The organism is Streptomyces sp. NPDC001513 (assembly GCF_042894695.1).
GTDB lineage: Bacteria > Actinomycetota > Actinomycetes > Streptomycetales > Streptomycetaceae > Streptomyces.
Genome location: NZ_JBIAVU010000001.1, coordinates 463,532 through 483,560, shown reverse-complemented (window position 1 = coordinate 483,560; position 20,029 = coordinate 463,532). Strand labels below are relative to the sequence as shown.

Annotated in this window: 21 protein-coding genes; 11 read left to right on the top strand and 10 right to left on the bottom strand. The window is 72.3% G+C overall.

Features of this window, described 5'->3' with window-relative positions:
* Positions 1-15 precede the first annotated feature (15 nt).
* Positions 16-1,125, top strand: a complete 1,110-nt coding sequence (locus tag ACFYZ4_RS02340; RefSeq protein WP_390782754.1) for an NADH:flavin oxidoreductase/NADH oxidase — start codon at positions 16-18, stop codon at positions 1,123-1,125.
* A gap of 133 nt (positions 1,126-1,258) precedes the next feature.
* Complete coding sequence (locus ACFYZ4_RS02335; RefSeq protein WP_351286869.1) at positions 1,259-1,606, top strand: helix-turn-helix transcriptional regulator; 348 nt, start codon at positions 1,259-1,261, stop codon at positions 1,604-1,606.
* Here ACFYZ4_RS02335 and ACFYZ4_RS02330 read toward each other — a convergent pair.
* The 4 genes from ACFYZ4_RS02330 to ACFYZ4_RS02315 all read right to left on the bottom strand — a co-directional run bounded on the left by ACFYZ4_RS02330 (position 1,596) and on the right by ACFYZ4_RS02315 (position 4,930).
* Complete coding sequence (locus ACFYZ4_RS02330) at positions 1,596-2,237, bottom strand: prealbumin-like fold domain-containing protein (RefSeq protein WP_390782753.1); 642 nt, start codon at positions 2,235-2,237, stop codon at positions 1,596-1,598. The two genes, ACFYZ4_RS02335 and ACFYZ4_RS02330, sit on opposite strands and share 11 nt — an antisense overlap.
* Before the next feature lie 146 nt (positions 2,238-2,383).
* On the bottom strand, positions 2,384-2,794 hold the full coding sequence (locus tag ACFYZ4_RS02325) for a hypothetical protein (protein WP_351286867.1): 411 nt from the start codon (positions 2,792-2,794) through the stop codon (positions 2,384-2,386).
* A 29-nt stretch (positions 2,795-2,823) separates the two neighbouring features.
* The gene (locus tag ACFYZ4_RS02320; protein WP_390782752.1) at positions 2,824-4,182 is read right to left on the bottom strand and encodes an FAD-dependent oxidoreductase; all 1,359 of its coding nucleotides are present in this window, start codon (positions 4,180-4,182) and stop codon (positions 2,824-2,826) included.
* 52 nt (positions 4,183-4,234) lie between these two features.
* The gene (locus ACFYZ4_RS02315; protein WP_390782751.1) at positions 4,235-4,930 is read right to left on the bottom strand and encodes a DUF305 domain-containing protein; all 696 of its coding nucleotides are present in this window, start codon (positions 4,928-4,930) and stop codon (positions 4,235-4,237) included.
* 76 nt (positions 4,931-5,006) lie between these two features.
* Between ACFYZ4_RS02315 and ACFYZ4_RS02310 the strand changes: the two genes are divergently transcribed.
* Positions 5,007-6,491, top strand: a complete 1,485-nt coding sequence (locus ACFYZ4_RS02310; RefSeq protein WP_390782750.1) for an LVIVD repeat-containing protein — start codon at positions 5,007-5,009, stop codon at positions 6,489-6,491.
* A 10-nt stretch (positions 6,492-6,501) separates the two neighbouring features.
* Here the strand turns inward: ACFYZ4_RS02310 and ACFYZ4_RS02305 are convergent, their stop codons facing one another.
* From ACFYZ4_RS02305 to ACFYZ4_RS02290, 4 genes are all read right to left on the bottom strand, one after another.
* Complete coding sequence (locus tag ACFYZ4_RS02305) at positions 6,502-7,131, bottom strand: TetR/AcrR family transcriptional regulator (protein ID WP_390782749.1); 630 nt, start codon at positions 7,129-7,131, stop codon at positions 6,502-6,504.
* 103 nt (positions 7,132-7,234) lie between these two features.
* Positions 7,235-7,930 carry a phosphatase PAP2 family protein gene (locus ACFYZ4_RS02300; protein ID WP_384350795.1) on the bottom strand — a complete coding sequence of 232 codons (696 nt, stop codon included), beginning with the start codon at positions 7,928-7,930 and terminating at the stop codon, positions 7,235-7,237.
* Between the two features lie 116 nt (positions 7,931-8,046).
* Positions 8,047-8,982, bottom strand: a complete 936-nt coding sequence (locus ACFYZ4_RS02295) for a M48 family metalloprotease (protein WP_351286858.1) — start codon at positions 8,980-8,982, stop codon at positions 8,047-8,049.
* An 81-nt stretch (positions 8,983-9,063) separates the two neighbouring features.
* Positions 9,064-9,588 carry a DUF5134 domain-containing protein gene (locus tag ACFYZ4_RS02290; RefSeq protein ID WP_390782748.1) on the bottom strand — a complete coding sequence of 175 codons (525 nt, stop codon included), beginning with the start codon at positions 9,586-9,588 and terminating at the stop codon, positions 9,064-9,066.
* A gap of 164 nt (positions 9,589-9,752) precedes the next feature.
* Here ACFYZ4_RS02290 and ACFYZ4_RS02285 point away from each other — a divergent pair, with 164 nt between their 5' ends.
* Positions 9,753-10,292, top strand: a complete 540-nt coding sequence (locus ACFYZ4_RS02285; protein WP_351286854.1) for a GNAT family N-acetyltransferase — start codon at positions 9,753-9,755, stop codon at positions 10,290-10,292.
* A gap of 23 nt (positions 10,293-10,315) precedes the next feature.
* On the opposite strand, the gene ACFYZ4_RS02280 is transcribed toward ACFYZ4_RS02285, so the two are convergent.
* Both ACFYZ4_RS02280 and ACFYZ4_RS02275 read right to left on the bottom strand, forming a co-directional pair.
* On the bottom strand, positions 10,316-11,005 hold the full coding sequence (locus ACFYZ4_RS02280; RefSeq protein ID WP_390782747.1) for a glycerophosphodiester phosphodiesterase: 690 nt from the start codon (positions 11,003-11,005) through the stop codon (positions 10,316-10,318).
* Positions 11,006-11,195: 190 nt separating this feature from the next.
* Positions 11,196-11,867, bottom strand: a complete 672-nt coding sequence (locus ACFYZ4_RS02275; protein ID WP_390782746.1) for a PadR family transcriptional regulator — start codon at positions 11,865-11,867, stop codon at positions 11,196-11,198.
* Positions 11,868-11,916: 49 nt separating this feature from the next.
* Between ACFYZ4_RS02275 and ACFYZ4_RS02270 the strand changes: the two genes are divergently transcribed.
* The 7 genes from ACFYZ4_RS02270 (at position 11,917) to ACFYZ4_RS02240 (ending at position 19,968) form a co-directional block, all read left to right on the top strand.
* Positions 11,917-13,038, top strand: coding sequence for an LLM class flavin-dependent oxidoreductase (locus ACFYZ4_RS02270; RefSeq protein ID WP_390782745.1), 1,122 nt, complete (start codon positions 11,917-11,919; stop codon positions 13,036-13,038).
* A gap of 236 nt (positions 13,039-13,274) precedes the next feature.
* Positions 13,275-14,681, top strand: a complete 1,407-nt coding sequence (locus ACFYZ4_RS02265) for a DUF6421 family protein (protein WP_390782744.1) — start codon at positions 13,275-13,277, stop codon at positions 14,679-14,681.
* 26 nt (positions 14,682-14,707) lie between these two features.
* A complete protein-coding gene (locus ACFYZ4_RS02260) occupies positions 14,708-15,469 on the top strand; it encodes an SDR family oxidoreductase (RefSeq protein ID WP_351286847.1) in 762 nt (253 codons plus the stop codon).
* Positions 15,448-16,542, top strand: a complete 1,095-nt coding sequence (locus ACFYZ4_RS02255) for a threonine aldolase family protein (RefSeq protein WP_384350815.1) — start codon at positions 15,448-15,450, stop codon at positions 16,540-16,542. Before ACFYZ4_RS02260 ends, ACFYZ4_RS02255 begins: the two co-directional genes overlap by 22 nt.
* A 77-nt stretch (positions 16,543-16,619) precedes the next feature.
* Entirely contained in the window at positions 16,620-17,219 is a 600-nt protein-coding gene (locus ACFYZ4_RS02250) for a transglutaminase family protein (RefSeq protein WP_390782743.1), read from the top strand.
* An 80-nt stretch (positions 17,220-17,299) separates the two neighbouring features.
* Entirely contained in the window at positions 17,300-17,692 is a 393-nt protein-coding gene (locus tag ACFYZ4_RS02245) for a hypothetical protein (RefSeq protein WP_390782742.1), read from the top strand.
* Positions 17,689-19,968 (top strand): hypothetical protein, encoded by a 2,280-nt coding sequence (locus ACFYZ4_RS02240; protein WP_390782741.1) that lies wholly within the window; start codon positions 17,689-17,691, stop codon positions 19,966-19,968. Before ACFYZ4_RS02245 ends, ACFYZ4_RS02240 begins: the two co-directional genes overlap by 4 nt.
* The last annotated feature ends 61 nt before the right edge of the window (positions 19,969-20,029 follow it).

Below are 20,029 nucleotides of genomic sequence, written 5' to 3'. Positions count from 1 at the left end.
ACCCCTGGAGCCCTGATGAGTGCTGCCCCCGCCGCCCCTGCCGCCTTCGCCGCCCTGTTCACCCCGTACGGCCTCCGCTCGGTCACCGTCCCGAACCGCGTGTGGATGGCGGCCATGTGCCAGTACAGCGCCGAGGCGTCCGGCCCGAACGCGGGCGTGGCGAACGACTGGCACTTCGCGCACTACGCCGCCCGCGCCGTCGGCGGCACCGGCCTGATCATCCAGGAGGCCACCGCGGTCTCCCCGGAAGGCCGGATCACCCCCTACGACCTCGGCATCTGGAACGACACCCAGGTCGAGGCGCTGCGCCGGATCACCTCCTTCCTCAAGGCCCAGGGGACCGTCCCCGGCATCCAGATCGCGCACGCGGGCCGCAAGGGCTCGACGGACCGCACCTGGAAGGGCGGCGGCGCGGTCGGACCCGAGGCGCACGGCTGGCAGCCCGTCGCCCCGAGCGCCGTCCCGTTCGGCGAGGGCAGCCACGTGCCGCACGAGCTGACGGTCGACGAGATCGCGGAGATCACCGCGCAGTTCGCGGCCGCCACCGAGCGCGCGCTCGCGGCGGGCTACGAGGTCGTCGAGATCCACGGCGCGCACGGCTACCTCATCGGGGAGTTCCTCTCCCCGCACAGCAACAAGCGGACCGACGCCTACGGCGGCTCCTTCGAGAACCGGACCCGCTTCGCCCTCGAAGTCGTCGACGCCGTACGGGCCGTGTGGCCCGAGGAGCTCCCGCTGTTCTTCCGGATCTCCGCCACCGACTGGCTGGAGGAGGGCGGCTGGACCGCCGACGAGACGGTACGGCTGGCCCGGCTGCTCCAGGAGCACGGCGTGGACCTCCTCGACGTCTCCACCGGCGGCCTCGCCCCCGGCGTGTCGATCCCGGTCGGCCCGGGCTACCAGGTGCCCTTCGCCGCCCGGGTCAAGGAGGAGACGACCCTCCCCGTCGCCGCCGTCGGCCTGATCACCGAACCGGAGCAGGCCGAGAAGATCCTGGCCAACGGCGAGGCCGACGCGGTCCTGCTGGCCCGGGAGCTGCTGCGCGACCCGTACTGGGCCCGCCGCGCGGCCGCCGAGCTGGGCGCGGAGATCCGTACGCCCGAGCCGTACCACCGCTCCTGGTGACGACGGTGCCGCTCCTCCGCCCGCGGCGGAGGGGCCGCACCCCGTTCCCGCCGATTTCCGCGCGTGCCCCGACTTCTTCGACGACTCTCGTACGATGGGGGCCCGCAGCAAGCCGAGTGAGTGGAGCAGGGACATGACGGAACGGGACGCCGGCCGTACCCTCGCCCACCCGGAAGCGGCCGAGATCAGGCTGGAGGGCGTGCTGCACGCGCTCTCCGACCCGGTCCGGCTCTCCATCGTCCTGGACCTGGCCGCCTCGGCTGCGGACCTGGCCTGCTCGTACTTCGACCTGCCGGTCACCAAGTCCACGACCACCCACCACTTCCGCGTCCTGCGGGAGAGCGGAGTCGTGCGCCAGACCTACCGCGGCACCACCAAGCTCAACGCCCTGCGCCGCGAGGACCTGGAGGCCCTCTTCCCCGGCCTCCTGGACAGCGTCCTCACGGCCGCCGAAGCCGAGTCGGCACGGCTCACCGGCTAGCCGTGGGTGTGTTCTCGGCGGTCGCCGTCACGCCTTCGGCGATGTTCTCCTCCGTCAGTACCAGTGGGCCGAACACCGGGTTCAGGGGCAGGTCGTAGCCGGGCGAGGCCTGGGTCTCCAGCCAGTAGTAGACGCCTGTCGGCAGGGTGCGGGTGCACGTGCCGTCGGCTGCCGTGGTGCAGGAGGAGCCGATCGGGGTGTCCGGGTTGCCGCCGGTGGTCTGGAGCCCCGGGATGCCGTTGGTCTCCTCCCAGAGCTCGAAGACGGCGCCGCCCAGCGGGTCGCCGGTCTGCCCGTCCTCCTTGATCACCGTGACCTCGCCGAGGAGGATGCCGGGGCCCTCGCAGACGGGAGGCCCCGCATCGCACTGGGGCGGGGGGCACCACCCCGGGCCGCCGGGAGCGGAGGTGGACGCGACGCCCGAGCCGTGGCCGCCGGCCAGGGCGTGGTCCGGGCAGGGGGCGGTACTCCCGGCAGCCCGGTTCCCGATGCCCGGGGGGTTCCGGACGGCCGCGCCCGCCCCGGCCGCCGCGGCGTACGACGGCGTCGAAACCAGCAGCGCCGTCATCGCCGTCCCGAGGACCCAGGGCCGCCACCGGTCCCGTGACCGGCGCAATCCGTTCGGTTCCATGACACTCCATCCGCATGCTGCTCTGGGGCTTCGGTCCAGCGACATGATCGGCCCGCGCACGAGGGCCGGCCCGGCGACACTCGCACATGCGGGCATTCCGGCCGGACGACCACCCGGACGTACTCACGCGGAGGGACGGCGCTCTGCTAGGTCGTGGCGTCCCAGCGGTGGAGCAGTCCGCCGTCCGGGCCGAAGACGTCCATGCGGTAGCCGTGCGGCAGTGTGACGCCCTCGCTGAGCGTCAGGTACGCGGTGATGGACGCCGCCTGCCGCTTGAACCGGGCGTCGTCCGTGTCCGGGTCGTGGGTGTGGACGACGAACAGGGGCGATGCCCCGTCCGGCCCCGGCACCTGCTCGATGCCGTACACGTCGGCGTCCCCGCCCGCCTGCCGGTAGCGCTCGGCGAGGGCCGCCGCATCCCGGGGAGCGGCCGTACTCGTCACGGTGGGGCCCGGCGCGGGTGCGGCGGCGGCCCGGTCGGCGCCCTCGTCCGAGCACCCCGACAGGGCGGCGCAGGCCGCGACGGTCACCGCAAGTACCAGAGTTCTTCCGCGCATCACCGCAGCACTCTAATGCGCGACGCCCCCTACGGGAGCCCCGCGGCGCCCAACAGCCCCGCCCAGTCGGGGATCTTGACGGAGCGGCGGCCCAGGGAGCGGCCCAGATCGGACTCGGCCGTCTCGATGGCCTGCCAGCCCGGCCATTCCACCGGACGCAGACCCGCCGCCCGCAGGGCGTCCAGCGGGTCCCCGGGCAGCTCCCGCCGGGCCAGCACCGCCGCGTCCTGGAGCAGGGAGGACACGGTCTCCTTCGCGCACGGCCGGTTCGTGCCGATCACCCCGGTCGGGCCGCGCTTGATCCAGCCCGCCACGTACTCGCCGACCGAGGCCCGGCCCGCGCGGACCACCCGGCCCGCCGCGTGCGGGACCGTCCCCTTCGCGGGGTCGAACGGCAGCCCGGCCAGCGGGACGCCCTTGTACCCCACCGAGCGCAGCACCAACTGCGCCTCGACGTCCTCGTGGACGCCCGTACCGGTCACCCCGCCGTGCCCGTCCGGGGCGGTCCGCTCGAAGCGCATCCCGGTGACCCGCCCGTCGGGCCCGCCGAGGATCTCCACCGGACGCAGGTAGAACCGCAGCGCGATGCGGCGCGGCTCCGCGCCCGGATCCGCCTCCGCCCAGCCGCGCAGCACCTCCAGGTTCCGCCGCGCCACCGCCGGTAGCGCCGCGGCCGCGCCCGGATCCGTGTACACGGGGTCGAGCGCCAGTTCGGCGCGGTCCGCCCGGACGTCCACCCCCGGCAGAGTGCCCAGCTCGCGCAGCTCCTTGGTGGTGAACCGGCCTTGCGAGGGGCCGCGCCGGGCCACCATCGTCACCGTGCGCACCCCGCTGTCCGCGAGCGCGCCGAGCGCCGGCTGCGGCATGTCCGTCGGCGCCAGTTCCGCCGTGCCGCGGGCCAGGATCCGGGTCACGTCCACCGCGACGTTGCCCGCTCCGACGACCACCGCCGCATCCACCCCGGGCAGGTCGAAGACCTCGTCGACGGCATCGGGGTGGCCGCTGTACCAGGACACGAAGGCCGTCGCGGAGTGCACCCCGGCCAGCTCCTCACCGGGGATCCCCAGCAGCCGGTCCCGCGCCGCGCCCACGCAGTACACCACCGCGTGGTACAGCTCCAGGAGCCGCTCCGTGGACAGCTCCGCCCCGCCGACCTCGACGTTCCCGAGGAAGCGGATCCGCTCGTCCTCCAGGACGGTGCGCAGGCTGCCCTGCAGCGACTTGATCTTCTCGTGGTCCGGGGCGACCCCGTACCGTACGAGCCCGTACGGGGCGGGCAGCCGGTCCAGCACGTCGACACGGACCCCTGGCACCTCGCGCTGCTGGACCAGCGTCTGGGCCGCGTAGACCCCGCTGGGGCCCGATCCGACGACGGCGACACGAAGCACGGCGGAGCTCCTCCCGCAGGTGGTCCCAGCATGACACCGGGCCCCTCCGCCGTCAGCCCATCGCGCGCATCCGGTGGATCTCGGCGCTCTGCGTGGCCACCACCTCGGTGGCCATCTCCTCGACCGCCACGTTGTTGCCGGCGGCCAGCACCTCGCCGGCCATCTTCACGGCGCCCTCGTGGTGGGCCGTCATCAGTGTCAGGAAGAGCCGGTCGAAATCGGTTCCCCTCGCCCCGGTCAGCTCCTTGAGCTGCTGCTCCGTCGCCATGCCCGGCATGGCGACGTGGTCGTGCCCGCCGTCGTGTCCGCCGGATTCCCCCGACGGGGCCGGATGGACGGTCAGCCACTTCTCCATCGCCCCGATTTCGGGCCGCTGGGCGGCCGAGATCCGGTCCGCCAGCCGTTTGACCCCGTCCGCTCCGGCCCGCTCCGGGGCCAGCGCGCTCATCGTCAGCGCCTGCCGGTGGTGCTCGGTCATCCGCTGCACGTAGGCGCGGTCGGCGGCGTTCGGGCTGTCGTCGGGCTTCGCCTTCGCGGCCTGCTCGGGGGTGAGCGTGCGCGCCTTCTCGCCCGGCCGGCCCGGGGCGACGACCACGGCCCCTCCGTCCGCCGCCCGGTCCGCTCCCTCGTCCCCGCCCTGGCAGCCGGCGAGCGTCAGCAGGAGGCCGGCGGTCGCGACCGCCGCGGCGGAGCGGCGGACCAGCGCACGTAACGCCTCACGGCCCCGGAGGTCTTTTGCCATGTCCATGAAGGGAAGATACTGCCGGGGTCCTGGTTCCGTTCCCTCGTGAGCGGAACCGATCTGGCTCCCATCGGAGGGCACAGTGACCTCGCTACACACCAGGAGAGTGCGGAACAGGAGGGTGGGGGTGGCCGTCGCGGCGGCCGGGCTCCTCGCCACGCTCCTGGCAGCCGGACCGGCGTCGGCCACTCCCGACCCGGGTGACTTAACACCCGGCAGCGGCAGCCGGCAGAGCGCGAACTCCGTCGAAGGCGGGGAACCGGCTCCGGGCGACATCCCCGGCCAGGACGAGATCGTGCACAGCCGCAACATCAAGCACCTGGCCAACATCCCCAGCACCGATCCCGCGAACATCAACTCCGACCTGGCCTTCCAGGGCAGGTACGCCTACGCGGGCAGCTACAGCGGCTTCACGATCTACGACATCGCCAACCCGAAGGCGTCGAAGACCGTCTCCCAGGTGCTCTGCCCCGGCGGCCAGAACGACGTCTCCGTCCACGGGGACCTGCTCTTCCTCTCCACCGACTCCTCGCGCAGCGACGACTCCTGCAACAGCGTCTCGCAGCCCGCGACGGAGAAGTCCTCGTGGGAGGGCATCAAGATCTTCGACATCAAGGACAAGAAGAACCCCAAGTACATCAAGTCCGTCGAGACCGCCTGCGGTTCCCACACCCACACCCTCGTGCCGGGCGACAAGGACATCTACCTCTACGTCGCCTCGTACTCCCCGAACGAGGCCTTCCCCGACTGCAAGCCGCCGCACGACGGCATCTCCGTGGTGAAGGTCCCGAAGAAGGCGCCGACGAAGGCCGCGGTCGTCGCCTTCCCGATCCTCTTCCCGGACGGCGGCAACCCGGGCGGACCCACCAACCCCGGCGTCTCCAAGACCACCGGTTGCCACGACATCACCGTGCTGCCGTCGAAGAAGCTCGCCGCCGGTGCCTGCATGGGCGACGGCATCCTCTTCGACATCAGCAGGCCCGAGCAGCCGAGGGTCATCGACCGGGTGCAGGACAACGTGAACTTCGCGTTCTGGCACTCGGCCACCTTCAACGAGCGGGCGAACAAGGTGGTGTTCACCGACGAGCTCGGCGGCGGTTCCGGGGCCACCTGCAACGAGGCCACCGGCCCCGACCGGGGCGCCGACGGGGTCTACGACATCACCGGCCGCGGTGACCAGCGCAAGCTCGTCTTCCGCAGCTACTTCAAGATCCCGCGCCACCAGGCCGACACCGAGAACTGCGTGGCCCACAACGGCTCGCTGGTCCCGGTCGGCGGCGGCCGCGACATCATGGTGCAGGCCTGGTACCAGGGCGGCGTGTCCGTATGGGAGTTCACCGACTCCGCCAAGCCCAGGGAGATCGCGTACTTCGAGCGCGGTCCGCTGACGACGGACCGGCTCGGACTGGGCGGGTCCTGGTCGGCGTACTACTACAACGGGCACATCTACTCGAACGACATCGCCAAGGGCCTCGACGTGTTGCGGCTCGACGACTGGCGCACCGACAGCGCCAAGTGGGTGTGGATGGACCGGCTCAACGTGCAGAGCCAGCCCGAGTACCGCTGACGCCTTGGTCCTAAGGGTGTGAGGGAAACGTTCCGCCGGGCGGCCCGCCGCCCGGCGGAACGCCGAGCTCCCAGTCCAGCCCGTAGCGCTGGAACAGCTCGGCCCGCAGCCGGGCCTGCGGCATCGGCGCGCCCGGCAGCAGGATCGCCACGACCGCGCCCATCAGCAGCGCCCGCAGCAGCGGATAGTCCGCGTCCACGTCCGTCGAGCCGTACCGGGCGACGGTGTCCCGCAGCAGCTCGGCCAGCCGCTGCTGCTCCGGACACTGCACGAAGCCCTCGGCCGCGAGGATGCCCGCCATGTGGGTCCGCATCAGCAGCGGCTCGTCCCGGGCCAGCCCGAGGATCGCGTCGATGGCGCGCGCGAGCCGCTCCCGCCCGTCGTCGGTACGGGGCTCCCGCTCCAGCGCCGCGTGCAGCGTGAGGTGCATCAGCCGGTGCACCGCGGACTGCAGCAACTGCCGCTTGCCCGGGAAGTAGTACGAGACCAGGCCGCGGGCGGTGCCCGCCCGGTCGGCGATGTCGCCGAGGGTCGTGGCCTCGTAGCCGCGCTCGGCGACGAGTTCGACGGTGGACCGGAGCAGCCGCTCCCGGGAACGTCTGCGCAATTCTTCATTGACCGATGCGCTGCGCGGGACCATGCTTACTCCTGCGTTGACTGGCTCAGAGCCAATATACTCAGCGCACGGGGTCGCCTGCTCTGGGTGAAACGGGGGATCGCCCAGAGCAGGTACCCCACACCCTTCACCGGCCCACCGCGCCGGACCCGCGCCGACGGCCGGATCCGGCCGTCGCGAGGGCCACCACGACCACGCCCAGCAGCCACCCCGCCAGCACGTCGGACGCCCAGTGCACCCCGAGGTACACCCGGGTGAAGCCGACCCCGAGCACCGAGACCGCGGCCACCGCCCAGCCGGCGGCCGGCGCCCACGCCGGGAGCGGACGGGCGAGAGGCGGGGGGAGCGCGCGGGAGCCCGGTCGGGAGCCCGGCCGGGGGAGCAGCCACAGGAGCATCCCGCACACCACCGTCGCCGTCATGGCGTGCCCCGACGGGTAGGCCGCGTACTGCGCCGAGTCCACCGGATCCGGCCACACCGGACGCTCCCGGCCCACCAGCGCCTTCAGCCCCTGCTGCACCGCCGTGGCCACCACGGCGGCCAGCGCCACCCGAAGGGCCCGCTCCCGGTCGCCGCGCCACCACAGCAGGCCACAGGCGACGGCGGCCAGCGCCCGCATGGTCCAGGGGTCCCACACCCAGTCCGAGAGCACCCGTATGACCTGGGTGACGCCGGGGTGGGTGACGGCGTGGGCGTGCAGGTCCCCGGCGACCCGGCCGTCGAAGGAGAACAGCGGCCGCCACCGCGCCACCACCAGAGCCGACAGGACCGACACGAGCAGCGCGGCGAGGATGCCCGCCCACCGAAGGGGGTTGTTCCGCATGAGTGGATCCTCGCATCGGCCCACGGATCGCCGGGCCGCGGCACGGGCGGACGACGGAGGCGTACCAGGCAGGCGCACCAGGCGGCCGCACTACGCAGGCGCAGTGCGCGGGCGCGCTACGCCAGTGCGCTCAGCCCCGGCACGAACGCCACCAGCAGCGGGATCGCCGGGACCAGCGTGGCCAGCGCCGTCAGGCGCAGCCGGCGGCCCGCCGACAGCCGGGGCGCGGCCGCGAGCAGCCGCCGCACCCGCTGCGGGACGTGGGCCTGCTGGGTGGAGGCCCCGAACACCCCCCGGTCCTCGTTGAGTCCGACCAGCGCCAGCGCGATCGTCAGCCGGCCGAACCGCCGCGAGGCCACGTCGTCGGCGGCCATCTCCACCAGCCGGTGCATCTCCGCCTCGAAGGCCGCGAAGACCGGCACCTGCGGGAAGCCCCGGGACAGCGCCCGCGAACAGTGCAGCAGCCAGTCGTGCCGGGCCGCCGCGTGCCCCTGCTCGTGCGCCATGACGGCGTCCAGCTGGCTGCCCTTCAGCCGGCCCAGCGCCGCCGTGGTGACCACCAGCTGCGGGGCCGCTCCCGGGAGCCACCAGGCGTCCGGCCGCGGGCCCTCCAGGACGACGAGCCGCGCACCCGAGGGGTCCTCCCCGGGCAGCAGTGGAGCCCGCACCAGCAGCTCGCTGCCCTGCGCGCGCCGCCGGGCCCGCGCCCGCAGCACCTCACCGGTCAGCATCGCCCCGGTCCACAGCGCACCGGCGGCCAGCCCGAGCGCGGTGACCGCGGCCCAGGGCCCGCCGGACGCGCCCAGGGCGTACGCGTCGACCACCCCGTGCGGGGCGGCGGCGAACAGCCGGCCCCGGACCGCCTGCCAGGCGGCCGCCGCGCTCAGCAGCATCGACAGTCCGAAGCACAGGAGCACCGCGCCGACCACGCACTGCCACGCCCACAGCGCCACGACGGGTTCTCGCTCGGGCCATCGGGCCCGGGCCAGCAGACGGGGGGCGAGCACCGCGGTCAGGGCGCCGAGCATCAGGAGAGCGGCGGGGACCATCATGTCCGCCAGCCTATGAGCGCGGGACTACCTGCGGGTACGGCCTCGGGGCATTGGTGACGCAGGACACGTCCGCGAGCCCCGTCACATCGTCAGCAACATGGCCAACATGCCGATGCCCATGGCCAGTCGGCAGGCGCGGATCAGCTCGCCCGGTCCGCCCCCGCCCACGGCGGCCTGTTGTCCGGCCGGTCCGGCCGCGGTGACCAGCCGGGTGCCGCCGAGCACCACGTACCCGGAGTAGTAGAGCAGGAGCGCCCCGGTCAGCAGCGGCGGCCCGGCGCCCTGCCCGTGCCCGTGGCCGCCCCCGGAGAGCGCCGTCAGGGTCATGTAGACCATCGTCAGGGAGCCCACCAGGTGGTGCGTGTGGTGCGCCCCGTCCCGCAGCAGCCACAGGGCGTGCAGGGCCGCGCCGCAGAACACGACCGCGAGGACGGGAGCCCGCCACCCGTCGCCGTGCGCGAGGGGCACCGCCATCAGCGCCATGCCGAAGCCCATCACCGCCTCCGCGGCGGCCGCGCCGCCCGACGCGCGCACCCGCCGGAGGCAGTACGCACCGCTCACCGCGCACAACAGGACGAGCAGCCAGGCGGACACGGAAACGGACACGGAGTCGGAAACGGAGGTGGCGGAACCGTGCACGGCGGAACCTCCCGGTTCGTCGGCGTCACGGGGAGAGATGCCCCTCTCACACGGCGCTCACGCGGACCCGGGTTACGCTCTCCCTGCCGCAGCAGGCATGTCATATGCCACCGCATCGAACGGAGCGCCCGATGTCGACCGCCCAGTCCGCCGCCCTCAGTTTCCGCAGCGCCGTGGAGACGGACGTACCCGAACTGGTGGTGCTCGTCGAGTCCGCGTACCGCGGGGACGCCAGCCGGGCCGGCTGGACCACCGAGGCCGACTACCTGGACGGCCAGCGCACGGACCCGGACGGGGTCCGGGGCGTCATCGAAAGCCCCGACAGCGTCCTGCTCGTCGTCGAGCGCGCGGGCGAGCTCGTCGCCTGCTGCCAGCTCGAACACCGCGGGGACCACGCCTACTTCGGCATGTTCGCCGTCCGCCCCGGGCTCCAGGGCGCCGGTCTCGGCAAGGAGATCCTGGCCGAGGCCGAGCGCCGCGCCCGCGAGACGTGGGGTGCGAAGGAGATGCGGATGACGGTGGTGAACGTACGGGAGGAGCTCATCGCCTACTACGTGCGCCGCGGCTACCTGCGCACCGGCGAGCTGAGCCCCTTCCCCTACGGTGACGAGCGCTTCGGCGTCCCGCTCCGCGACGACCTCGCCTTCGAGCTGCTCGTCAAGGCGCTCTGACGCCTCCTCAGGGCGGCTGAGCGTCAGGCGGTGAACCGGCCCGTGCTGCGGATCTCCGGGAGGTCCGTGGCCGCGCCGTTCAGCCCGAGCGCCCGCGCCAGCCGCAGCTGATCCAGGGTGTTGACCGCCCGGGCGGTCACCCGCAGCCCGGCCGCGTGCGCCGACTGCACCGTCTCCAGGGACAGCAGGTGGATGTCCGCTGCGATGGTCGCGGCGCCCACGGCCAGGGCCCGGTCCACGATGCCCCCGGTACCGCCGCCGGGAACCGCGTAGAGCGTGGTCCGTACGCCGGGCACCAGCCGGGCCACCTCGGCGAGCACCGCCTCGTCGGCGGAGGCCACGTCCACCCGGCCGGTCAGGTCGCGCCGCAGGATCAGCTCCGCCAGCACGCCGGCCGTCACCCGGTCCCGTACGGACACCTGGAGCGGCACCCGGACCGCGTCCAGGACCTCCTCCAGGACCGGCACGCGCTCGCCCTGACCGGCGTCGAGCTCGCGCAGCTCGGCCAGGGTCAGATCGGCGACGGCCCCCGAGCCGTCGGTGGTCCGGTCCACGTCGGAGTCGTGCACGGCGACGAGGGCGCCGTCCTTGCTCAGCCGGAGATCCAGGGCGATGACGTCCATGCCGGAACGTTCCGCTCGAACGAACGACCGCAGGGTGTTCTCCGGTTCGACACCCATGACCCCGCGGTGACCGATGGTGAGGAAAGTCAAGGTTCTCTCGCTTCCGTCGACGGCGGCTCCCCGCGCGGTCGCGGTGTCCCTACCGGCCGCGCGCGATGAGGTCGCATGCTAGTGCGCCGAGGGTGCGAAGGGACCGTGCGTGCACCGCCCCGAAAGGGCGTTCAGGCCGCTTCCCGCCAGGGTTGTGCGCCCCCCGGCGGCCGGCGCCGGGCCCGTCGCGTCACCCGGGCGTGGGCGCGTCCCCGTCACCTTGACGACCTGCGGCGTCGGCCTCCGGGCCGGGCTCGGAGCCGGGCCTGGGGCGGCCGGCCGGTTCGGCCTCCGCGAGCCCCGCCAGGTCGTCGAGCAGCGCCTCGGCCAGCTCCAGTTCGGCCAGGTGCTGCCGTTCGCTCCAGCGCAGCGCGAGGGCGGGGAAGGCCCATTCCGGTACGCCGCTCGCCTGCTCCATGGCCTCCCGTACGGCGGCCAGCTCGTCCCGGGTGCGCTCCACGTGCTCGCCGACCATCGCGCGCAGCCGCTCCGGCTCGGCCAGGTGCCCGAGCCAGATCCGCAGCAGCAGCCCGTGCTTGAGCACCGGCGGTCCCGCCTCGGCGGTGTCGGCGGCCCAGCCCGCCAGGGCCTCGCGGCCCGCGTCCGTGATGGCGTACCGCCGCTTGGCCCGCGCCTCCTCGGGTCCCGAGCGCGCGGAGGCCGCGTAGCCCAGTTCCTCCAGACGGCGCAGCTCCGCGTAGATCTGGCTGATGGCGGGCGACCAGTAGAAGAAGCGCAGGGAGGAGTCCGCCCACTTCTTCAGCTCGTAGCCCGTCCGCTCCCCGGGGAAGGAGAGCAGGCCGAGCACGGCCCACGCGGTCGGCGGAAGCTCTTGCTTCTTCGCTTCCTGACTACTAGTCATATTACTAATTGAAGTGAGACCGGGCATGCGACGCAACCCTGGGGGCACAGTGAAATTCTCCGTGATCTTCGAAGCACAGCTTGCCGACCCGACGGTGGAACGGGAGCACCAGGTCATCCGCGACTGCGTCGAGCAGGCGGTGCTCGCCGAACGCATGGGATTCGACCGGATCTGGGCCGTGGAGCACCACTCCTTGAAGTGGTACGCCCATATGAGTGCTCCCGAGATCTTCCTGACCTGGGTCGCGGCCAGAACGAACACCATACGCATCGGGCACGGCGTCGTGTGCATGCCCTTCAACTTCAACCACCCGGTGCGGGTCGCCGAGCGGGCCGCCATGCTCGACCTGCTCTCGGGAGGGCGGCTCGACCTCGGAGCCGGGCGCGGCGGCACCGAGCAGGAGACCTCGCTGTGCGGGGTGGACCGGGACCGCACCACGGCGGAGGTGGAGGAGGCCCTGCGCGTCATCGGGAGGGCCTGGCAGGAGGAGGAGCTGGAGTACCACGGGGAGCTGATCGACATCGACCCGCACCCGATCCTGCCGCGGCCGAAGCAGACCCCGCATCCGCCGCTGTTCCTGGCGTGCAGCCGCGGCGAGACCCTGGTCCAGGCCGCCGAGCTGGGGATCGGGGCACTGGTGATGGGCTTCGCCGGACCGGAGTCCATCGCGCGGATGCGCTCCGTCTACGACGCCGCGATCGCCGGCCGGGACGGCAGCCGGTTCGTGTCCACCGTGGTCAACGACCACTTCTCCGTGCTCTGCCCGACCATCGTGCTCGACGACCGGGAGGAGGCGCGCCGGATCGGCGTCCGCGGCCAGCGGTTCTTCGCCCAGTCCATCGGCCACTGGTACGGCGGCGCGGGCGTCCCGGACGAGGCCGTCGTCGCGGGCGCCGACGAGGCCGAGGAGATGCGCAGGGCCGCCGAGCAGGTGGTGGCCCGGCTGCACCAGCTGGAGATCCCGGTCCGGCCGACCTCGACGGCCACCTTCAACGCCGACCACGCCTACGGCGGCGCCGACGACGCCATCGCGTACGTGGAGCGGCTCAGGGAGGCCGGCGCCGACGAGATCATGTGCCTGATTCAGATGGGCACGGTGGGGCAGGAGGCTTGTCTGGAGACCCTGCGGCAGTGGGGAGAGAAGGTCATTCCGTACTTCCGGGGCGTGTGATGTCGCCCTCGGCGGTGCGCCCGGTCCCGTCGGTCGCCGCCGCTCCGGAGAGCGGCCACCGGGCCGAAAATCGTTGGCGCGACTGGGGCGGAGTGGATAATTCCAGGCCGACGAACGGGAAGACTTCCGGTGAAGCAGGGGGTATCGCAGGATAATTTCCCGAACTCCCTCTTGAATGGAAGAGCCTCGCGCGCATACGCTGCCTTGACGTGAGGTTCTCCTGTGGAGGAAGTGACATGACGGAAACTCTTGTGCCGGGTACCGGCGGGGCCGTGATAACCGCCGAGGCGCGGGTGGTCGACCACCCGGCGTGGCCCGAGCTCAAGGCCGCCGTGGAGGAGATCCGCCCGTGGCAGTCCAAGGACGGGTCCATCGACTTCGAGGCCGAGGGTGCGCCCGCCCGGCACACCGCCGAGGCCGCGGTCGGTCGCGTGATCCGCGCCGTCGAGACGCTCACCCCGCTCCTCCCGCACGCCACCGCGTACCACGAGGTGCTCGTCGCCGACCTGCGCAAGTGGGCCGCGGCCGACTTCCGGGTGCCGGACTTCCTCGACTCGCTGCTGGCCTTCCACCCGGCCGCCGAGCGCGCCGACGGGCTCCAGCACCTCGTCGTCTTCCCGATGTACACGCAGAACGGCAACCCGGACCGCAATCTGGAAGCCGTCGTGCTGAAGATGGTGTGGCCCGAGTGGCTCGCCGAGCTGGAGCGCACCCGGTACGACAACCCGCTCTTCCTCGGCATCACCTTCGAGGACTTCACTGCGGGCTACGACACCCACTCCGCCGTGCTCTTCCCGGAGACCATCGCCGTGCGCGAGGCCCCCGAGCGCTTCACCTGGGGCGGCATCTTCTGTGACCGCGAGGCCGCGCGCTTCCGCAAGGTCACCTCGGCCGCCGTCGACATCCTCGGCATGGAGCTGCCCGCCGACATCGCCGCCATGGTCACCGACCAGGAGCGCTGCGAGAAGGCCTTCGTCCTGTGGGACATGGTCCACGACCGCACCCACAGCCACGGCGACCTGCCGTTCGACCCCTTCATGATCAAGCAGCGCCAGCCGTTCTGGATGTACGGCCTGGAGGAGCTGCGCTGCGACCTCACCGCCTTCAAGGAGGCCGTGAAGCTGGAGTCCGAGGGCAACGAGCACGGCCGTGACGTGCAGTACGCCGTCCTCTTCGACCGGATGTTCCGCTTCCCGGTCTCCGGCGACCGCACCCGCAACTACGACGGCCTCGGCGGCCAGCTGCTCTTCGCGTACCTCCACAAGCACGACGTCGTGCGCTGGACGGACAACAAGCTGAAGATCGACTGGACGCGTGCCCCGCAGGTCACCAACCAGCTGTGCGCCGAGATCGAGGACCTCTACCGGGCCGGCATCGACCGCCCGAAGCTGGTGCACTGGTTCAAGGCATACGAGCTGGTCTCGACGTACCTCGCCCCGCACCCGGGCTCCAAGTGGGCCAAGGGCCCCGACGCCCTCGACATGACGCAGCCGCCGCGCAAGCTCGTGGACGACGTGCTTCCGGACGAGTTTCCCCTGAGCATGTTCTTTGAGGCGCTCGCCAAGAAGCTCAAGGGAGTGATCGCCTCCACCAAGGGCATCACCGCCCTGAACGCGGATCAGGCCGAGCGAGTCGCCGCGTGAGCGCTCGCCCACAGGAGGCTGCACAGATGAACGGCTCCGGGAACGGCAACGGAAAGCTGCACGGAGCGGTGGTGGCGGTGGCCGGGGCCGGCGGGCCCGCCGGCCGCGCCACCCTGCTCCGCCTCGCCGAGGCGGGTGCCGTGGTCGTCGCGTCCGACGCCAACCCGGCGCGGCTCGCGGAGGCCGTGGACGCGGCACGCTACGCCCACGGCGGCGCCACCATCACCGGTGACACCGTGGACCTGCTCGACCTGGGCGCCACCAAGGCCTGGGCAGAGCAGACCGAGAAGGAGTTCGGCCGGATCGACGGGCTGGTCCACCTCGTCGGCGGCTGGCGCGGCAGCAAGACCTTCACCGACGTGGACCTCGCGGACTGGGACTTCCTGGAGAAGCTCCTCATCCGCACCGTCCAGCACACCTCGCTGGCCTTCCACGACGGACTGCTGCGCAGCGACCGCGGCCGCTACGTCCTGGTCAGCCAGTCCGGCGCGCACAAGCCGGTCGCCAACAACGCCGCGTACAACGCGGGCAAGGCGGCGGCCGAGGCCTGGACCCTGGCCATGGCGGACTCCTTCCGCAAGGTGGGGGGTGACGAGGGCCCGGGCGCGGCAGCTGCGATCCTTGTCATCAAGGCACTGGTGCACGACGCGATGCGCGCCGAGCGTCCCAATGCGAAGTTCGCGGGTTTCACCGACGTGGCGGAGCTGGCCGAGGCCATCGCCGGCGTCTGGGAACGGCCCGCCACCGATGTGAACGGACAGCGTCTGTGGCTCACTCCGCAACCGTGAGAACCGATGCCGGCAAGACCGACGCCCGGCGCCACCACGATCCGGCGGTGCGCGGTTTCGCGAGCGACAACTACGCGGGCGTGCACCCCGAGGTGCTCGCCGCCGTCGCCCTGGCGAACGGCGGCCACCAGGTCTCGTACGGCGAAGACGAGTACACCGAACACCTGCAGAAGATCTTCCGCAGCCACTTCGGTCCGTACGCGGAGGCCTTCCCGGTCTTCAACGGCACGGGTGCCAACGTCGTCGCTCTGCAGGCCATGACGGACCGGTGGGGCGCCGTGATCTGCGCCAAGTCCGCCCACATCAACGTGGACGAGGGCGGCGCGCCGGAGCGGATGGCGGGCATCAAGCTGCTCGCCGTCCCCACTCCGGACGGCAAGCTCACCCCCGAGCTGATCGACCAGGAGGCCTGGGGCTTCGACGACGAGCACCGGGCGATGCCGCAGGTCGTCTCCATCACGCAGAACACCGAGCTCGGCACCGTCTACACGCCGGACGAGATCCGTGCCATCTGCGAGCACGCGCACGGCCTGGGCATGAAGGTGCACCTCGACGGTGCCCGGATAGCCAACGCCGCGGCCTCGCTGGACGTGCCGATGCGCACGTTCACGAACACCGTCGGCGTCGACGTGCTGTCGTACGGCGGCACCAAGAACGGCATGATGTTCGGCGAGGCCGTGGTCGTGCTCAACCCGGACGCGGTCCGGCAGATGAAGCACATCCGCAAGATGTCGATGCAGCTCGCGTCCAAGATGCGGTTCGTGTCGGTGCAGCTGGAGGCGCTGCTCGCCAAGGACCTGTGGCTGCGCAACGCCCGGCACGCCAATGCGATGGCGCAGCGGCTGGCCGCCGGCGTGCGCGAGACGGACGGGGTGGAGATCCTCTACCCGGTGCAGGCGAACGCGGTGTTCGCGCGGCTGCCGCACGAGGTGTCGCGGCGCCTGCAGAAGCGTTACCGCTTCTACTTCTGGGACGAGGCCGCCGGTGACGTCCGCTGGATGTGCGGTTTCGACACCCAGGAAGAGGACGTGGACGGCTTCCTGCAGGCCCTGAAGGAAGAGATGGCCCGCTAGAACCATTGAATGCATAGATATTCCCTCGACCGTAAATCTATTGATCTACGGTCGAGGGCTTGTCTATGCTCCGGGGCATGCAGCTGATCCAGCAGAACCCTGATATTCACGCCTATCTGGCGTCGGACGAGGCCATCGATCACTGGCACCCCCTCGTTCAGGAAACCGCCGACGCCCTCTGGTCTGCCACGGGCGACGCATACTCATACGCCAAGGCCGCCTTCGAGTTCGTCCGCGACGAGATCCCCCACTCGGCCGATTCCGGGGACGTGCGGGTCTCCTGGCGGGCCTCCGACGTCCTCGCCACGCGCAACGGCATCTGCTACGCCAAGTCCCACGCCCTCGCGGCCCTGCTGCGCGCCCAGGGCATCCCGGCGGCCCTCTGCTACCAGCGGCTGTCCGACGACGACGGGTCGAACCCGGTCGTCCACGGCCTGGTGGCCGTCCGGCTGCCCGGCGGCGACCGCTGGTCCCGCCTGGACCCGCGCGGCAACAAGCCCGGCGTGGACGCGCAGTTCAGCCTCGACCGCGAGCAACTGGCCTTCCCCGTGCGGCCGGAGCTCGGCGAGATCGATTACCCCGAACTGCATGCCGCCCCGCACCCGGCCGCGCTGGGCGCCCTTCAAGGCTCCGCGGCCCGCCCGGAGTTGTGGACGATGCTGCCGACGGCTCTCTGATGTGACCGGAAGGCCCCGACCCGCGCCGACAACCCCAACTGACCGGGTTTCGCCACCGGGTGGTGACGCATGCTGACCGTATGACTTGGCAGAGACTGGCTTGGATCTGCGGTGCGGTCTGGGTGCTCACCGCTGCGGGCCTCATCGTGTACTTCGTCACGGTCGGGCTCGACCAGGCGGACAAACTGGCGAGCAGCATCGGCCTCCCGGTCACCCTGCTCGGACTGGCGGGCCAGGTGTTCTCCCTGGTCATGGCGCACCGCGCCGCCGCGCCGCCCGCGCCCGGCACCGAATACGTCGGCGGGTCGAAGATCTCGGTCCGCCGGGTACGGGGCTCCTCGCGGGTGACGCTGAGGCGCCTCGGCCGGAACCGGCGGACCGCGCCGGTTCCCCCGCCGGCGCCCGGCTCCCACATCGAGGGGAACCACGTGCAGGTCGACGGCGCGGGCGAGTCAGTGATCGAGGAGCGGTGACCCCTCGGCGCGGCTGGCTCCCCCGGCCGGGGCAGCAGGTCACGGTGCACGGCAACATGACGGTCGTCGAGCGGGTCGGCAGCTCCGTCGTGCAGAACTTCGACCAGCCGCCCCTCTACCACCTGGGGCCCGCCACCCGGGCTCCCCTCGACGTCGACCGCGAGAAGGTGCGCGAGCATCCCAGCCAGCTGCTCAACCCCCGGTACCCGCAGCCGGAGTTCGTGGGCCGGGCCGCGCTGCTCGGGGACCTGCGGGAGTGGCGCGACGCCAAGGCCGCCTCCTCGGCGCTGCTGCTCCACGGGCCGGGCGGTCAGGGAAAGTCGCGCGTGGCCGAGGAGTTCGCGCGGGAGTCCCGGGAAGCGGGCTGGACCGTGTTCCAGGTGCGGCACGGGAGCGACCGCATGACCCGCTCGCACCCCCCGTCCCCCCTGCCGGAGGCCGACGGCGATTCCGACGGGCTCCTGCTGATCGTCGACTACGCCGATCGCTGGCCCGCCCGGGACCTGACCGACTTCATGACCGACTGCGCGGGGCAGGGCGACCCCGCGCTGCGGATGCTGTTCATCGCCCGCGCGGCCACCGGCTGGTGGAGCACGCCGTCCAAGCACCTGTGGGACCTCGGCGCGCAGGTCGAGGAACGCGAACTGCCCGCCCTGACCGAGGAGATCGACCGCGCCACCCTGTTCGCGGCGGCCCGCGACCACTTCGGCGCGGCGCTGGGCGTCACGGCCCCGCCCCGCACACCGCCCGAGCTGAGCGGCGACGGGTTCGCCACCGTACTGGCGGTGCACATGGCGGCGCTGGCCGAGGTGGACGCCGTGCGCCGGGGCCAGGATCCGCCGCGCAGCCCGGCCGAGATCTCCACGTACCTGCTCCTGCGCGAGCAGACGTACTGGGAGCAGCTGCGGGCCGCCGGCCAGGCGTCCATCCCGCCCGCCACGTTCGCCCGGACCGTGTACGCCGCCACGCTCACCGGGGCCCTGCCGTGGCCGCAGGCGCACGAGGTGCTCACGCGCCTCGACGTCAACCCCGGCGATCCGGGCCTGGCCCTCGACGACCACGGCGTCGCCTACCCGGCACGCGAGCAGGACACCGTACTCGAACCGCTGTACCCGGACCGGCTGGGCGAGGACTTCATCGCCCTCATGCTGCCGAACGGCCCGATGCGATCCGTGCTGAGCACGGCATGGACCACGCAGGCTCCGCAGCGGCTGTTCGCCTTCTCCGAAGAGTCCGCCGAGGGCCTGTCCTGGCCCAGGCGCGCGCTGATCACTCTGATCGAGACGGCCCAGCGCTGGGACCACGTCGCCGAAAGGCAGCTCGTACCGCTGCTCACGGCTCAGCCCACGCTGGTGCACCGGGCCGGATCAGCCGCGCTCTCCGCGCTCGTACGGATCCGGTCCGTGCCGCCGGAGCTCCTGGACGCGATCGAGTCGGGCCTGCCGTTCCGGAACCCGGAACTCGATGCCGGCGCCGCGGAGATCGCCCGGTACGTCACCCCGTTCCGTTTACGGCGTGCGGACGGGGACGCGGCAGCGCTGGCGGAGATCCACAGCGATCTCGCCCACCGCCTCTACACCAGCGGTGCGTACGCGGCGGCCGTCACCCGGATCGAGGCGTCCATCGGGCTCCTGGAGGAACTGGCCGGGCAGGGGGACCCCTACCCGGAACGGCTGGCCGCCTGCCTGGACTGGGCCGGAATCATGTACGAGTTCAAGGGTGACCACGCGCGGGCCCTGGAGTGCACCCGGCAATGTGCTGCGCTCTACCAGGAGCTGGCAGCACGCCACAAGGACGAGCCGGAGACGTGCGGCAGGTTCCAGCGCCGGCTGACCTACGTCCTGGCCAATCTCGCGGGCCGGGTGCTCCTCGGCCCCCCGGAGCGCCTCGAAGTGGCGCAGGAGGCGGTCGAGGCCTGCCGGGCACTCGTCCACGGCGACTTGGTCCCGCGCGACGTGGAGCTGGCCGGCGCCCTGCACAACCTGGGCACGGCGCTCCACCGGCTGGGGCGGCACGAGGAGTCGCTGGCACCGCTGAGGGAAGCGACCGCCATCCGCCGGGCGCAGGCCGCCGGGGACTTCGCCTTCTACGCCCAGTACCTGGAACAGCTGCTCGGCGTGCTCACCCACCAGCTCGCGCTCGTGGGCCGACGACGGGAGGCGTTCAGCGCCACGCAGGAACGCATCGGAGTCCTGCGCAGGCTGGCCGAGGCCGATCCCGGGCGCTTCGCCGGGGCGCTGGCGAGGGCGGAGCGGCAGCTGGAGGCTCTGCGCTGACCGGACGCGGCAGCGGCGACGGCCTCCGGGACCCGGCCGGGGTCCCGGAGGCCGTCACCGT

What these genes read in the sequence shown, in the direction of transcription:
- ACFYZ4_RS02340 (WP_390782754.1), top strand. Translation starts at nt 16, where the DNA reads ATGAGTGCTGCCCCCGCCGCCCCTGCCGCCTTCGCCGCCCTGTTCACC.
- ACFYZ4_RS02335 (WP_351286869.1), top strand. Translation starts at nt 1,259, where the DNA reads ATGACGGAACGGGACGCCGGCCGTACCCTCGCCCACCCGGAAGCGGCC.
- ACFYZ4_RS02330 (WP_390782753.1), bottom strand. Translation starts at nt 2,237, where the DNA reads ATGGAACCGAACGGATTGCGCCGGTCACGGGACCGGTGGCGGCCCTGG.
- ACFYZ4_RS02325 (WP_351286867.1), bottom strand. Translation starts at nt 2,794, where the DNA reads ATGCGCGGAAGAACTCTGGTACTTGCGGTGACCGTCGCGGCCTGCGCC.
- ACFYZ4_RS02315 (WP_390782751.1), bottom strand. Translation starts at nt 4,930, where the DNA reads ATGGACATGGCAAAAGACCTCCGGGGCCGTGAGGCGTTACGTGCGCTG.
- ACFYZ4_RS02305 (WP_390782749.1), bottom strand. Translation starts at nt 7,131, where the DNA reads ATGGTCCCGCGCAGCGCATCGGTCAATGAAGAATTGCGCAGACGTTCC.
- ACFYZ4_RS02300 (WP_384350795.1), bottom strand. Translation starts at nt 7,930, where the DNA reads ATGCGGAACAACCCCCTTCGGTGGGCGGGCATCCTCGCCGCGCTGCTC.
- ACFYZ4_RS02295 (WP_351286858.1), bottom strand. Translation starts at nt 8,982, where the DNA reads ATGATGGTCCCCGCCGCTCTCCTGATGCTCGGCGCCCTGACCGCGGTG.
- ACFYZ4_RS02285 (WP_351286854.1), top strand. Translation starts at nt 9,753, where the DNA reads ATGTCGACCGCCCAGTCCGCCGCCCTCAGTTTCCGCAGCGCCGTGGAG.
- ACFYZ4_RS02275 (WP_390782746.1), bottom strand. Translation starts at nt 11,867, where the DNA reads ATGACTAGTAGTCAGGAAGCGAAGAAGCAAGAGCTTCCGCCGACCGCG.
- ACFYZ4_RS02265 (WP_390782744.1), top strand. Translation starts at nt 13,275, where the DNA reads ATGACGGAAACTCTTGTGCCGGGTACCGGCGGGGCCGTGATAACCGCC.
- ACFYZ4_RS02260 (WP_351286847.1), top strand. Translation starts at nt 14,708, where the DNA reads ATGAACGGCTCCGGGAACGGCAACGGAAAGCTGCACGGAGCGGTGGTG.
- ACFYZ4_RS02250 (WP_390782743.1), top strand. Translation starts at nt 16,620, where the DNA reads ATGCAGCTGATCCAGCAGAACCCTGATATTCACGCCTATCTGGCGTCG.
- ACFYZ4_RS02245 (WP_390782742.1), top strand. Translation starts at nt 17,300, where the DNA reads ATGACTTGGCAGAGACTGGCTTGGATCTGCGGTGCGGTCTGGGTGCTC.